Origin of the sequence: Companilactobacillus bobalius, from assembly GCF_002179915.1 — a bacterium.
GTDB classification, from domain to species: domain Bacteria; phylum Bacillota; class Bacilli; order Lactobacillales; family Lactobacillaceae; genus Companilactobacillus; species Companilactobacillus bobalius.
The window spans coordinates 179985-193271 of sequence record NZ_MYFM01000004.1 but is presented as its reverse complement, the minus strand read 5'-3'; the positions used below and the strand labels follow the sequence as shown (position 1 = coordinate 193271).

Genomic DNA, 13287 nt, shown 5'->3' with positions numbered 1-13287 from the left:
GTTTTGAGGATGATCATATGAAAAATTCAATATCAAATGTACAGGAGAGAAGAAGCAAACTTCTAGAAATAGTTAACAAAAAGGGATCTATGTCAGTAGAAAATTTGGCAGAAAAACTTAATGTTTCTGAGATAACAATTAGAAGAGATTTGAAAGTATTATCAGAAATGGGGGTAATTGGTTGGAGAAGCGGTGTTGCTACATCCACATATGGGAAATCACTTTCTTCAACTTCACTAGATGTGAATGCAGGCAGTAGAGTTGATCAGATTAAAATGAAAATTGCTGCCGCCGTTCCTAGTTTTATATCCGAGTCTAGTACGATATTTGTCAATTCTAGTACCCTTTGTTGGATGGCGATTAATCAATTAGCGTCTAAAAGATTAACTATTATTACCAATAATGCACATGCGACTGAATCAGTACATCATCCTCAAACCATAATTATTTTAACTGGCGGGGAAATTAGGTATCCCAAAGAATCATTGGTCGGTGGAGTAGCAATCCAATTGCTATCTAGTATGCAGTCGGATTATACAATCATAGGGCTTGATGGTGTAAGTATAGATGGCGGGTTAACAACTCAGAATTTGTATGAATCTCAAGTCAATACAACGATGATAAAACGAACTAAAAAGAAGGTAATCTGTTTAGCAGATTATCGGAAAATAGGTGTTACTAGTAATTATCATGTGGCCGACATTGATGATATAGATATTTTAATAACCGATAGTTTTGCAAATGAAAAAGTAATTAAATCATTTCGTAAGCGAGGCATTGAAGTGATTCAAATACAATTGGGTCAATAGGGAGACATAATTATGAATTCATTAGGTATATACGAAAAAGCACTACCAAAAAATTTAAATTGGCATGATAGATTGGAATTAGTTCATGAACTAGGATTCAACTTTTTGGAACTTTCGATTGATGAAAGTGATGAAAGATTAGCTAGATTAGATTGGACTAAAGAACAACGTACAGAAGTTAGAGATGCAATTTGGAGTACTGGAACACGTATACATACTATTATGTTAAGTGGACACCGTAGATTCCCTTTGGGTTCATATGATGAGAAGACAAGAAAGTTATCTGTTGAAATGTTGTATAAGGCCGTTGATTTAGCTGTCGATTTAGGTGTAAGAAATATTCAAATGGCGGGATACGATGTTTATTATGACAAGAAGAGCGTTACTTCAAGAGAATACTTTGTAGAAGATTTAAAGAAATGTGTAGCTTATGCGGCCAGTCATGAAGTGATGCTTGATATAGAAATAATGGATGATCCTTTCTTGAATTCTATTGAAAAAGTTGTACATATGAAAAAAGAGATTCATAGTCCTTGGTTACAAGCTTATCCAGATTTGGGTAATATAAATGCTTGGCCTGAAAATGATATAGGATCAGATTTAGAAAATAATATTGATTCTATTGCGGCAATTCATTTGAAAGATACTTTGCCAGTTACTAATGATTTTGCAGGACAATTTAAGAATGTTTCATTTGGTAAAGGGACAGTCGATTTCAATGGTTGTTTAAAAGAATTAAAGCGATTGAATTATAATGGCGCCTATACGATTGAAATGTGGAGTGAAACCTCTGATGATCCAATTGAACAAGTTAAAGAAGCAAAGAAATTCTTTGATGACATTTTTACGGATGTTGGCATAGAACAGGAGGCTATTTAATGCTTGAATCTTTAAAAAAAGAAGTATATGAAGCAAATATGCAATTGTCCAAATTAGGATTAGTAACATTCACGTGGGGCAATGTATCAGGTATTGATCGGGATAAAGGATTATTCGTTATAAAGCCGTCGGGTGTGGAATATGATAAATTGACTCCTGAAGATATGGTTGTAGTTAATTTAAAAGGTGAAGTCGTTGAAGGAAAATTGAATCCTTCCAGTGATACGCCAACACATACAGTTTTGTATAATAAATTTCCAAATATTGGCGGTATAGTTCATACCCATTCACCATGGGCGGTATCGTTTGCTGAGGCGGGAATTGATTTACCTGCTTTGGGAACGACACATGCTGATACATTTTATGGTAAAGTTCCAGTTTCTGATGCTTTAACTGAAGAAGAAATAAAGACAGCTTATGAAAAAAATACTGGGGATGTTATTGTAAGAACTTTTAAGGAACGTAATATTGACCCAGAAGCTGTTCCTGGAGTTTTAGTAAGACAACATGGACCATTCACTTGGGGTGTTACACCTGATAAAGCTGTTTATAATGCTAAGGTTCTAGAAGTAGTAGCTGAAATGGATTATCATGCTTTGCAATTAACACGTGATAATATTGAAGTTCCACAATACCTATTGGATAAGCATTATTATCGTAAACATGGTGAGAACGCATATTACGGGCAAAAGAATTAATCTTAAATAAGACACAAAAAGAGCGGATGTTATATATATCCGCTCTTTTTGTGTCTTATTTAACTTATTAACTTCTTACCTAATGCTCCACCCGGATGAAAAATTGCAAAATCATCTCTGGTAAATTGTTTAGTTTCGGAAAGCGTACAAGCAATGGCATCCCCAACAACTAAGACCGCCGTTGAGCTATTTGTTGGAGCCAGATTTAATTTATCCGCTTCATTATCAACGTGAATTATAACTTTATAATCACAGGCCTTGGCCAAACTAGAAGACTCGTTACCAGTGAAGGCAATAGTAGTAACTCCGATAATATTTAAAGATTTCAGAGGAGCAAGTATTTCCTTAGTTTCTCCGCTATTAGAAATAAGAATGACGACATCATTTCTTTCGATCATCCCTAAATCACCGTGCACACTTTCAGTAGCATGGACAAAAAATGATGGTGTACCAGTGCTTGAAAATGTGGCTGCCAATTTTCTACCAATTAGTCCTGACTTTCCTACACCCATAAAGATCAGTTTACCTTTGTTATGTAAAAGAACTTCAATTACTGGATCAATTTGTTCAGAAAGATTGTCTCTAACATCTTTTAAAGAATCAATTTCATTTTCCATAAAACCGTAAATCATATTTGAATACGAATTAAGCATAGATAATCGTCCTCCTTAGGAATAATATCTAATGCTATTTTTACTTTGAGACCATATCTTAAGCAATGATAATTGGTTACAGATTATGTTCAAATCCTTATAAATTAGATTAGTAAGCGATTACAAAAATATCTAAAAATATTGATGTATAGGGCATTGGAACCAGTTTTAAGAAGAGCAAATCGTAAATATTGTGCGACTTGTAACAAAAGATGGAATCAATCACTATTGTAGCGCTTACAAACACGAATATATAATAACTCGTGTAAAAGAGATTAGGCGGTGTTGTCATTGATCGAAAAAATTATAAAAGAGAATTTAATAAAATTACATGTTAAATCACACGATTGGAAAGAAGCCATTAAATTGTCAGCTCAACCATTAGTGGACGATGAAATTGTTACCTCCAATTATGTTAATGAAATTATTAATTCTGTAAATGAATATGGACCATATTTTGTGATAGCACCACACGTTGCATTGGCACATGCGCCTGGTAAAGCTGGGGCAAAAGAATTAGCAATGGGAATATCTGTATTGGAGCCGGCTATTGAATTCAACAATGCGGATAATGATCCAGTGTCATACGTATTTACGTTAAGTGCACCTGATAGCAATTCTCATCTTAAGGCAATGCAGGAATTGGTCTATCTATTAACAGATGATAATTTTTATCAAGTATTATCGAATTCTCAAAAACCTAGTGAGATTTTACAGTATATAAAAGATTCAGTAGTAAAACAAAAAATCGGTAAATAATGGAAGGAAGTATTTATTATGGTTAAAGCTTTAGTAGCATGTCGTGCAGGTGTTGGTTCAAGTTTGATGTTAAAGATTAAATTAAATGAGGTCATTAGTGAACATGATCTACCAGTTCAAGTTGAGCACTCATCATTAGATGGTTTACCAAGTTTTGATGGACCAATTGTTATTGCATTAAGTGATGTCGCCGAAGAACTCCAAGAACAGGGAATCGATAAGGTAGTAGTCGGTATAAAGAATATTCTCGATAAAGATGAGATTTATACAAAACTTTCAGATGCATTGAAGCAACTGCAAGCTTAGTGATTTCTATCTATAAAAAAATCCGAGGGGGATAAATTGATGCATTTTACAGTTAGTTTATTATCTAATCCGGCTATCTTATTGGCAATTGTTTCTTTAATAGGTTTAATAGCACAACATAAGAAAACTACGGATGTTTTAAAAGGTACTTTTAGAACTGCGATTGGATTTTTAATCTTTGGCGTTGGTGCCAGTACAATGACTGCCTCACTTCAGAATTTTAACGCAATGTTTCAAAAAGGATTTCATTTAACGGGTGTTATTGCTTCTCCTGAAGCCGCTACAGCCTTGGCTCAAGGTAGATATGGATTTGTAGTATCAGTAACACTAATTGCTGGGTTCATTATGAACCTTGTCTTTGCTCGAATAACTCCATTTAAAAATGTTTTCTTCACAGGTGGTCACAGTTTGTTCTTTGCCTGTGTTCTAGCCCTTGTTTTGAAGGCTCATGGAATTGGTAATACTATGGCTATCATTGTTGGCGGAACAATTTTAGGATTTGTTTCAGCAGCACTTCCACAATTGTGTCAGCCATTCATGAGAAAGATTACAGGTGGAGATTTTCAAGCCATCGCTCATTTTAATATGATTGGATACGCTCTATCCGGTTTCATTGGCAATGTTTTCAAAAGCCATAAAGATGAAACAACAGAAAATATCAAGTTCCCAGAGTGGTTATCTTTCTTTAAGGATTTCCTAATGGGTGTTGCAGTTGTTATGATCATTATTTTTTATGTTGCTGCAATCGCTGCAGGTAAAATTGCCGTTACAAAGTTATCAGGAACAACTGATTGGCTAGTCTTCCCAATGATTCAAGCTTTAACATTTACAGCCGGTATTTCTATTTTGATGACAGGTGTTCGTATGTTCCTTGCTGAAATTACAGCAGCATTCGTTGCCATCTCAGAAAAATTCATTCCAGGTTCACGTCCAGCTTTGGATGTTCCAACAATTTTCCCATTTGCACCTACAGCTGTTTTAGTAGGTTTTCTAAGTTCTTATACAGCCGGTTTATTAGCAATTGTTGTAATGGTCATGTTGAAGTTCCCGATTGTTATCATTCCTGCCGCACATATTTGTTTCTTCTCCGGTGGTACTGCAGGTATCTTTGGTAATTCAACTGGTGGCTGGAGAGGCGCCATTCTAGGTTCATTTATAGTTGGATTATTATTAGCATTTTTACCTTTATTACTTTATCCAACATTTTCATCACTTGGCATTACTGGATCAACATTCCCAAATGTCGATTACAACATTGTAGGATCACTATTAAATTGGTTCTTAGGAATTTTTCATTAAGGAGGATATATTTTGACAGACGTCTCAGGGATTATTGTCGCAATGGTTACGCCATTAGCTGATGATCAAAAAATTAGTTATTCAAGAACAGATAAGTTGTTAGATAAACTTTTAACTTATAACATTAATGGAATCTTTATTTTAGGAACAAACGGTGAGGCGTATTCGTTAACTGAAGATGAAAAGTTTTCATTCGCTAAGCATGTTATTGAATATGTAAATCATAGAACTCAAATTTTTGTTGGAACGGGATTGAATAGTACGTCTGAAACAATTGCTTTTAGTCAGAGAATTGCAACTTTGAATCCGGATGCATTGTCAGTGGTAACGCCTTACTTTGTACCACCTACACAAGAAGAACTAATCAATCACTTTGAAAAATTGGCTAATTCAGTGAATGTTCCAATCATTCTTTATAACATGCCCGGGAAAACCGGCGTGAATATTGATCCTGAAACAGTTGCTGAACTATCAAAGAATCCTAATATTGTCGGAGTAAAAGATAGCTCTGGAAATATTGAGAATATGCGGGGTTATTTGAAACTTCGAGCTAATAAGGAATTTGGTGTATTGTCAGGCTCTGATTCGAAGATTTTGGCCTTATTAGAAGCCGGAGGTGATGGAGCAATTGCTGCAACGGCTAATTTATTAACTCAAAATGATGTGGATATCTACAAATATTATCAAGATGACAATTTGAAGATGGCTGAAAAATGTCAGAGCAGAATTGAACCGTTGAGAAAAATTTTACATACAAGAACGACCCCATCTGCGTTGAAAGCTACGGTAACTGCTAGTGGAATTAACGTTGGACCAGCTAAAGATCCTGTTATGATGCCAAACAGCGATGAACTTGAAGATATCGACAGGATGATCAGTTATTACAGAACTAATAATATTATTTAGAGGTGTCGTATGAAAAAACTTGATTATATGAATCGTATTTATGACAGTGGTGCATTAGCAGTTGTACGTGCAACGACTGATCGTGTTCTTGAAATTGCTGAAGGTATTGTTAAAGGCGGAATTGATGTAATGGAGGTCAGTTACACCATTGATAGTGCGGCTGATTCAATTAAAGCTTTAAAGGAGAAATTTGGGGATAAATTGTTAGTTGGTGCCGGAACTGTATTGGATGGAGAAACCGCAAAGGATGCTATTAAAGCAGGTGCGCAATTTATCTATTCACCAATATTTGATCAAGAGGTTGCCAAATTGTGTAATCAATACCAGATTCCATATGCTCCTGGATGTACTTCCGTCACGGAAGCTGTCAATGCCTTACGAGCAGGAGCTACTTTTGTCAAAATCTTTCCATACGGAGGAATCGTTGGCCCTGACTTAATTAAAACAATGAAGACTCCAATTCCTTATTTACCACTGATCGAATCAGGTGGTGTGACAGTAGATAACATTACAGATTGGTTAGAAGCTGGAACTGATATTGTCGGTATTGGTGGTGCCTTATCTAAAGGAACTGTGGATGATATTGCTCAGAGTGCCCAACAATTTAGAAATAAAATTGATGAATATCGTAAATAAAATCAACAAAACCAAAAGAGTGGAAGTAACGGCTCTTTTGGTTTTATTGCTAGATAATGGAAGGTGATTATACGTGCTAGATAAAAAACAATTGTTGATCATTGATAAGTTGATTCAAAATCCCGTGTTAACAAAGGATGAATTAACAAAAAAATTTTCATTATCAGATAGGCAGATAGAGTATTCCATTGATAAATTGAACCAATACTTAGATGAAAAAGGAAAAAAAGAAATTGATGCCGACGGAGTATATATCACTATTCCTAGTGAGACTTATGATTATTTATTGAATATTCGTGTGTCCGAGAATTTAATGTCTTTAAAAAGGTATGTATTAAGCAATGATGAGAGAAGACTATTCTTAACATTGTTACTTTCAACGAGCAATAAGTATTTATCATTAGTACATTTACAAGAATTGTTACGAGTTAGTCAGTCAACGGTTTCAAAAGACTTAAAACAATTGGAACTGGATTTGTTCTCTCAGCAATTAAAAATAAGTTATGATCGAAAAACAGGTTATAAAATAAATGGACGCGAAGATGCAATTAGAATGTGTTTAATTAAGAACGTTTCTAGTGAATTAATGGAGAACCGCGCTGAACTCTTAAATAACTTTATAGACTCTAACTGCCGTTATGGTCTAAATGAAATTTTTGAATTAGTATCAAACTTAAAAGAACATTATCAAATTAAATTTGTGGAGAACAGATTAAGGGAATTTTGCTACATACTGACAATTATTATTGATCGATTGTATATAAAGCCTAACTATGTTCCAACTAATGTAAAAAAATTCAATATCTGTGAAACTAATGAATATAGATTCTCTGAAGAGTTACTAGATTCTTTAGGAATTGAAAATAAAAATGCGGCTGAGTACATAGCTACAACCGTACTTTGTTTGAGTATTGGTGGAGAGAAAAATTTTGATATTGATAATTATATTTATAATATTACTGAAAAAATTGTTGATAAATTTTCTGATATATCAGGAATAGATTTTACGGATAATAAAAAAGTTATCGGACAAATTTTTACACATTTTAGATCAATGTACTTTAGACTCCAATTTAAATTTCCCATTACTAACCCTTTAACAAGGCAAGTTATGAAGGAATATAGTGAAATTTTTGAATTGTTGTCGCAAACCATAGCTAAATTTGAAAATGAACTAGGTAAGGTTCCTAATGAAGAAATTGCTTATTTAACAATCCATTTGATTGGTTTTATATATGATTCCAATCAGAATAAAAGAAATTATCTATCAGCAGCTATTGTTTGTCCGAATGGTATCGGAAGTTCTGCGTTAGCCTATTTGCAATTGACTAATATCTTTCCGAATATTAAATTTATGATGCCATTTCCTTATTCGGAGCTAAAGAATCATTTGGATGAAATTGATATGATATTCTCTACATTTTATAGAAGCGATTTGTTTACATTGGGTAAGCCGTGTTTTGTAATCAATCCAATTTTGACTGATGATGATAAGTATGCAATTGTGCAAAAGGTTAATAGTAATTTCTCTTCCAATAATTTTGTTGCTCCTACGTTGGATACAGTAATGAAAGTTATAAACAATAATGTTCGTAATACAGATATGTTGAAAAAGATTAGAAAAGATTTATCTGAAGATATATTTAGATCCAAGCCGATATTTAATGTTCATAAACTTTCAATAAAAGATGTAATTAAGCCAGATTATATCCAGTTGCACACTAGTTATCTTGATTATAGGGATGCTGTAGAAGCTAGTTTAATGCCATTTCTTAGGAATAACATTATTACAAAATCATATATTTCTAAAATTTTAAATCAAATCAATAATGGAATTGATTTTGTAATAGCTCCTAATATTGCATTGCCACATACGAATCCACATTTTGGAGCTAATAAAATAGGAATAGGAATTCTATCAGTAAAAGAACCCATTGTATTAACTGAAAATAAACGAGTTAAATATATATTTTCATTAAGTGCTATTAATTCAACTGATCATTTAAATGCATTGAATGATTTAATGAATTTAATCAGTGATGAAAAATTTATGAAGATATTAGATGATGAAAAATGCAGTTCACTAGATGTCATAAATTATATATACAAATATTGAAGCGTCTAAGAAAGTATCCACTTTCTAGACGTTTTTATTTCTTAAGTCATTGTTTGAATAATATGATAGCAGTTAAATAATTGAAGAAAATATTGTAAACGTTTTGATAAAATTACGTAATATAGCTTGAAACATATGTTTGACTAATCTAAGATTTAAAGTGTTTAGTATTAGACAATACGGAGGGGTTATTTTGAAGAAGAGTACATCATTACTACTTAGTGGAATTTTAGTTTCTGGCATGGTTCTAGGAACAATCGTTACTCCTGTAACAGTTAACGCTGCTACTCAAGCAACAACACAAGCAGATCAAACAGTTACAAATTACGTGACATTCGTTGACGCTGATGGTAATACCATTAGTCCAGCAAAAGCATATCAAGGAACAAAGGGTCAAAAGATCACTGTTGCTCCAGATGGCTACACAAGTTCTGACAGCAGTAAGGCTACTTTTGGTAACGATGGAGACAGCAAGTCAGTCGTAGTTACTAAAATGATCTCAGTTAAGGTTAATTACGTTGATCAAAACGGTAAATTGGTTAACTCAGAAACAGTTAACGGTGGTAACGGCAATGATTATAAGTTGACTAACTTACCTGCAGGCTGTACATGGGATAACGATACAGAGCAAACTATCAATTTAGTTGAAGGAAAAGAATATAACGTTCCCGTAACGAAGAAGGTTTCTAATACAGTTATCTTCAAGACAGCCGATGAAACTGAAGTTGGTAGAACCGAAATCTTTGGTGACAAAGCTGGAGTCAAAGTTTCATTAACAGACGCTCAATTGCCAGAAGGTTACACAACAACAAGTAAGGATTTAACTCTACAAAACGAGGGTAATACTCAATTTGTTACTGTAACAAAGAGTGCTGCCGATGGAATTATTCCTATTAAAGGTGTTGTAAAAGTTACTGTTCCTTTAGCTCATTTATATGACAAAGATGGTAAAGTATTGAGCCGTTCATTGAGCAAGGATTCAAGATGGCAAACAAATAATAAGATGGTTCTTAATGGAGTAACTTATTATCAAGTTTCTACAACTGAATGGTTGAAGTTATCAGACATCCTTGTTGAAGGTTCAACTACAACAAACGATAAAGATAACAACAGTTCATCAGCTGATACAACAGCTCAAAAATCTGATGTTAGAGCCGTAACAACTAAGAATACTGGTTTTGCTCAAATCTATGACGATAACGGTAAAGCTATTGTAAATCTTAAATTAGGACCTAACACACCATGGGCAACTGATTTGATGAAGACTCAAAACGGTGTAAAGATGTATCGTGTTGCTACTAACCAATGGATCAAAGTTAGTGAAATTATCTAATTAAATAGTACTCAAAAAGGACAATCCGTAATGGATTGCCCTTTTTCTTTAGAAATATTGAAGTAAATCTTTCTCTTTAATTTTATCCTTTTCAGTTTGATTCAAGTCGAGGATTATTTCACCCTTTTTCAAAACAATCAAGCGATTACCGTATTTCATAGCGTCAGATAAATCGTGAGTGATCATCATACAAGTTAGTTCTTTTTCAAGGATGATTTTATTAGTTAATTCCATCAAATCCTTGCTAGTTTGAGGATCTAAGGCAGCTGTGTGTTCATCTAAGAGCAGTAATTCAGGTCTTTGAATGATTGCCATCAAGAAACTCAAAGTCTGTCTTTGACCACCAGATAGCTTTTCAGTGAAAGTATTGAGACGATTATCCAAAGTAGGTAAGTTGGAAATCAATTTTTGAAATTCATTCATATTTTCTTTTAGATGGCGTAAATGTAATCTTCTAGGTAAACCACGACGTTTGGCTAACAATAAGTTTTCAGCTACGGTCATTCTGGGAGCAGTACCGGATTTAGGATCTTGATAAACACGGCTAATATTACGACTGCGTTTAGCTAAATTTTCGTCGGTAATATCCTTACCATTCAATAAAATTTTTCCAGAGCTTAATTCGTTGGTACCAGTGATGGCATCAAGTAAGGTTGATTTACCAGCACCATTTGTTCCTAAAACGACTAAGAAATCTTTAGGGTTGATTGTTAAATTGATGTGGTTAAGAATGTTTAGATTCTCGTCGTCGTTATAAATAGTTTTGACGGCATCTTTTATTTCTAGTAATGGTTTCATTTTGTTTTAACCCCGTTTCTCATAGTCTTTAGGAACTGTTCGCGAATTGTTGGTAGAGCAAGGCATAATGCCAAAATAATAGCTGAGATTAACTTCAAATCGTTGGTATTGAAACCTAACTGAAGAACAATCATCAAAATCAGGCGGTAGACGATACTACCAATAACGATGGTAATAAGACGGATACTTAATGGAACATCTGGATAAATGACTTCACCAATAATAATGGCTGAAAGTCCGATAACGATAACGCCAATACCCATGTTAACGTCAGCAAATCCGTTTTGTTGTGCGATCAAGCCACCAGTTAAAGCAACGATTCCGTTAGAAACCATCAAACCGATGAATTTCATGACAGTAGTGTTGATACCAAGTGAAGCGGCCATGGTCTCATTGTCACCTGTGGCGATAACGGCTTGACCTTTTTCAGTATTGAGAAAAATGATTAGTAAGAAAATAATCAGTGCAATAATAATAATTCCCAAGATAATACCATTGAAGTTAGTTGGTAGTTTATTTAATCCAAATTCAGTGAAAATATTTCTTGATTTAGTTAAAGACATATTAGCTTTTCCCAATATTCTCAAATTAATGGAATAGAGGGCGGTCATTGTCAAAATACCAGCTAAAAGAATAGGAACATTCAATTTGGCATAAAGAAAGGCAGTGGCAAATCCAGCTAAACATCCGAAGATAAATGCCATTAGTAAGGCAAAGAGTGTTGAGTGACCTTCTTGGATTAAACTGATAGCTGTAACGGCTCCGAGTGGAAAACTTCCCTCAACGGTCATATCAGGAAAATCGAGAATTCGGAATGTGATGAAAAGACCAATGGCCATTATTGACCAGATGAAACCCTGACTTATAGTAGATACGATTAGATTCATTTGATTATTTGTCCTTTCTTTTGAGCTTCTTTAACTAATGAGTCAGGAAATTGGATATTCAATTTCTTGGCCATTTTTTCGTTTAACATTAGATGACCCTTTTGCATAAAAGTAACTGGAGTTGTAGCAGTTTTTTCTTTACCTTGTAAAATTCTAACGACATGCTCACCAGTTTTTTGTCCTAATTCATATTGGCTTAAACCAACTGTAGCTAATCCACCATCTTTAACCATTGTGGTTGCGGCTGGGAAAACAGCGATGTTCTGCTTAGCGGCGATTGATGACAATAATTTCATACCGCTGGCAACAGTGTTATCAGTAGGAACGTAAATAGTTTGAACCTTTTGTGTTAAGGCAGTTGCGACTTGTTGTAAATCATTAACTGAGTTGATACTGGAAACTTCAACTTTCATACCATTTTGTTTAGCCAACTTTTTCATTTTTTTCATTTGACTAGTGGCCGAAGCGTCACTGGAAGTATAGATAATACCGATAGTGTTCAAATCTGGAACTACTTTTTTCATCAATTGTAATTGAGCTTTTAGTGGTGCTTGATCGGATACACCAGTAATATTGCCACCTGGTTTTTTATTATTAGAAATAATACCTGCACCTTCTGGATCAGTAACAGCCCCCATAACGATCGGAATCTTGTTGGTAGCATTCTTCAAGGATTGAACTGAAGGGGTCGCAATACCAACGGCTACGTCAACGTTATCCTGTACAAATTGTTTACTAATGGTTCTTAAATTACTCTGATCACCTTGAGCGTTTTGAAATTCGATTTTGACGTTCTTGCCGTCAATATAACCGTGCTTTTTCAAGGTGTCATCGATTCCTTTATTGATTTGGTCCAAAGCTGGATGTGACATTAATTGTAGAACCCCAACCTTTGGAATAGCATTCTGCTTACGGGCATCAGCGTGTCCGGTATAAAAGAATGCAAAGATTAAAAATGCTGCCAAGGCAACTAGTGTTGCGTAAAGTCTTCTCGTATGTTTCATCGTTAAATTCCCCCAAATTAAAAAGGCAACCCCAGAGTTTGTGGGATTGCCTAAAAAAACAAAATACCCACATGGTTTTTTTTACAAAATTCCATGTGGGCTCTAAAATTATCATAGTTTAATAAGCCGACATGGATACAATCCTTTCAGACTGAATCCATATCGGACCAATCTGAGTTATCGGCTTTGCCAACGAATATTCGC

14 protein-coding genes are annotated in these 13287 nt (G+C 34.4%); 10 read left to right on the top strand and 4 right to left on the bottom strand.

The features are described from left to right. Window positions 1–17: 17 nt before the first annotated feature. From LKACC16343_RS07545 to LKACC16343_RS07535, 3 genes are read left to right on the top strand one after another with little or no spacing between them, the layout of a single operon-like run. Window positions 18–809: a DeoR/GlpR family DNA-binding transcription regulator gene (locus tag LKACC16343_RS07545; RefSeq protein ID WP_056954997.1), complete on the top strand. Its 792-nt coding sequence runs from the start codon at window positions 18–20 to the stop codon at window positions 807–809. Window positions 810–821: 12 nt separating this feature from the next. After that, window positions 822–1688 (top strand): L-ribulose-5-phosphate 3-epimerase, encoded by an 867-nt coding sequence (locus LKACC16343_RS07540; RefSeq protein WP_056954995.1) that lies wholly within the window; start codon window positions 822–824, stop codon window positions 1686–1688. Beyond that, entirely contained in the window at window positions 1688–2386 is a 699-nt protein-coding gene (locus LKACC16343_RS07535; protein ID WP_056954993.1) for an L-ribulose-5-phosphate 4-epimerase, read from the top strand. The genes LKACC16343_RS07540 and LKACC16343_RS07535 overlap by 1 nt, the downstream gene beginning before the upstream one ends. Before the next feature lie 59 nt (window positions 2387–2445). Here the strand turns inward: LKACC16343_RS07535 and LKACC16343_RS07530 are convergent, their stop codons facing one another. After that, window positions 2446–3039 (bottom strand): KpsF/GutQ family sugar-phosphate isomerase, encoded by a 594-nt coding sequence (locus LKACC16343_RS07530; protein WP_056954991.1) that lies wholly within the window; start codon window positions 3037–3039, stop codon window positions 2446–2448. 291 nt (window positions 3040–3330) lie between these two features. Between LKACC16343_RS07530 and LKACC16343_RS07525 the strand changes: the two genes are divergently transcribed. The 7 genes from LKACC16343_RS07525 (at window position 3331) to LKACC16343_RS07495 (ending at window position 10394) form a co-directional block, all read left to right on the top strand. Beyond that, complete coding sequence (locus tag LKACC16343_RS07525) at window positions 3331–3798, top strand: PTS sugar transporter subunit IIA (RefSeq protein WP_056954989.1); 468 nt, start codon at window positions 3331–3333, stop codon at window positions 3796–3798. 18 nt (window positions 3799–3816) lie between these two features. After that, entirely contained in the window at window positions 3817–4104 is a 288-nt protein-coding gene (locus LKACC16343_RS07520) for a PTS sugar transporter subunit IIB (protein WP_056954987.1), read from the top strand. A gap of 39 nt (window positions 4105–4143) precedes the next feature. Further along, window positions 4144–5403: a PTS ascorbate transporter subunit IIC gene (locus LKACC16343_RS07515; protein ID WP_056954984.1), complete on the top strand. Its 1260-nt coding sequence runs from the start codon at window positions 4144–4146 to the stop codon at window positions 5401–5403. Between the two features lie 12 nt (window positions 5404–5415). Then, complete coding sequence (gene dapA / locus LKACC16343_RS07510) at window positions 5416–6309, top strand: 4-hydroxy-tetrahydrodipicolinate synthase (RefSeq protein ID WP_082604612.1); 894 nt, start codon at window positions 5416–5418, stop codon at window positions 6307–6309. Between the two features lie 9 nt (window positions 6310–6318). Next, window positions 6319–6945 carry a beta/alpha barrel domain-containing protein gene (locus tag LKACC16343_RS07505; RefSeq protein ID WP_056954982.1) on the top strand — a complete coding sequence of 209 codons (627 nt, stop codon included), beginning with the start codon at window positions 6319–6321 and terminating at the stop codon, window positions 6943–6945. 73 nt (window positions 6946–7018) lie between these two features. Further along, window positions 7019–9061, top strand: a complete 2043-nt coding sequence (locus LKACC16343_RS07500; RefSeq protein ID WP_056954981.1) for a BglG family transcription antiterminator — start codon at window positions 7019–7021, stop codon at window positions 9059–9061. A 193-nt stretch (window positions 9062–9254) separates the two neighbouring features. Beyond that, a complete protein-coding gene (locus LKACC16343_RS07495) occupies window positions 9255–10394 on the top strand; it encodes an SLAP domain-containing protein (protein WP_056954979.1) in 1140 nt (379 codons plus the stop codon). A 48-nt stretch (window positions 10395–10442) separates the two neighbouring features. Here LKACC16343_RS07495 and LKACC16343_RS07490 read toward each other — a convergent pair whose 3' ends face one another. From LKACC16343_RS07490 to trpX, 3 genes are read right to left on the bottom strand one after another with little or no spacing between them, the layout of a single operon-like run. Further along, on the bottom strand, window positions 10443–11192 hold the full coding sequence (locus LKACC16343_RS07490) for an ABC transporter ATP-binding protein (RefSeq protein ID WP_056954977.1): 750 nt from the start codon (window positions 11190–11192) through the stop codon (window positions 10443–10445). Continuing rightward, a complete protein-coding gene (locus LKACC16343_RS07485) occupies window positions 11189–12079 on the bottom strand; it encodes an ABC transporter permease (RefSeq protein ID WP_056954975.1) in 891 nt (296 codons plus the stop codon). Before LKACC16343_RS07485 ends, LKACC16343_RS07490 begins: the two co-directional genes overlap by 4 nt. Then, window positions 12076–13083 (bottom strand): tryptophan ABC transporter substrate-binding protein, encoded by a 1008-nt coding sequence (gene trpX, locus LKACC16343_RS07480; protein WP_056954974.1) that lies wholly within the window; start codon window positions 13081–13083, stop codon window positions 12076–12078. Before trpX ends, LKACC16343_RS07485 begins: the two co-directional genes overlap by 4 nt. Window positions 13084–13287 lie beyond the last annotated feature (204 nt).

Coding starts and splice junctions, on each gene's coding strand:
- LKACC16343_RS07535 (WP_056954993.1), top strand. CDS start 1,688: ATGCTTGAATCTTTAAAAAAAGAAGTATATGAAGCAAATATGCAATTG.
- LKACC16343_RS07485 (WP_056954975.1), bottom strand. CDS start 12,079: ATGAATCTAATCGTATCTACTATAAGTCAGGGTTTCATCTGGTCAATA.
- LKACC16343_RS07490 (WP_056954977.1), bottom strand. CDS start 11,192: ATGAAACCATTACTAGAAATAAAAGATGCCGTCAAAACTATTTATAAC.
- LKACC16343_RS07540 (WP_056954995.1), top strand. CDS start 822: ATGAATTCATTAGGTATATACGAAAAAGCACTACCAAAAAATTTAAAT.
- trpX (WP_056954974.1), bottom strand. CDS start 13,083: ATGAAACATACGAGAAGACTTTACGCAACACTAGTTGCCTTGGCAGCA.
- LKACC16343_RS07515 (WP_056954984.1), top strand. CDS start 4,144: ATGCATTTTACAGTTAGTTTATTATCTAATCCGGCTATCTTATTGGCA.
- LKACC16343_RS07545 (WP_056954997.1), top strand. CDS start 18: ATGAAAAATTCAATATCAAATGTACAGGAGAGAAGAAGCAAACTTCTA.
- LKACC16343_RS07530 (WP_056954991.1), bottom strand. CDS start 3,039: ATGCTTAATTCGTATTCAAATATGATTTACGGTTTTATGGAAAATGAA.
- LKACC16343_RS07520 (WP_056954987.1), top strand. CDS start 3,817: ATGGTTAAAGCTTTAGTAGCATGTCGTGCAGGTGTTGGTTCAAGTTTG.
- LKACC16343_RS07505 (WP_056954982.1), top strand. CDS start 6,319: ATGAAAAAACTTGATTATATGAATCGTATTTATGACAGTGGTGCATTA.